Origin of the sequence: Lysinibacillus sp. A4 (genome assembly GCF_024919535.1) — a bacterium.
In the GTDB taxonomy this organism is placed as follows: Bacteria; Bacillota; Bacilli; order Bacillales_A; family Planococcaceae; genus Lysinibacillus; species Lysinibacillus capsici.
Window position 1 is genome coordinate 1 of record NZ_JANWTB010000042.1, and the last position, 588, is coordinate 588.

Sequence of the window (588 nt, forward strand, 5' to 3'; positions counted from 1 at the left end):
ATCTGATTTCTCTAATGTTCGGATACGCGCATTTGCTTCATGAAGTTGACCTAATAATTCATCACGTTCCATAGATAAATGAGAATAAGCACCGTCAATTTCTCCTGAATAATCTTCATTTTGCATCTCCTCCAATTGACTAATTGCAATTCGCTCACTCTTTTGAGCAGCTTCGACCTGTTCTTCGAGGATATATGTCTGTTCTAGCAATTCGGTAACATCGGACTCACTTTTCGCTAGACGTCTCTTTAGGTCAGCTAATTCGCGAGAAGTCATCTCATCTATTGTCTTTTCTTGTCCGTTCGGCAACACATGCGGCTTCTCAATTACTTCCGTTATATCGCCAACTGTGCTTGAAATCTGCGCTAATGTTAGCAATTTAGTAAGCGACTGACCCGACAGCGCTGACGCATGCTCGTTTAATTCCGTATACACCTGGATGAATCGCTGTGCCTGGCGTGGATCAATATCCATCGACTGTAGCCATTCCGTCCATTTGCCCGACTCAATGACGTTCTCTTTGACGTGTTTTAGATGCTTACCAATTTCGAAGATTGCTTCGCCTGCTTTACGCATGTTCTTACGAAT

General features: G+C 43.0%; 1 protein-coding gene. It reads right to left on the minus strand.

All coding sequences use genetic code 11. From position 1 onward, the window contains the following. On the minus strand, positions 1 to 588 hold a 588-nt coding region (locus NY607_RS24235), incomplete at both ends, for a DUF3102 domain-containing protein (RefSeq protein ID WP_259420620.1).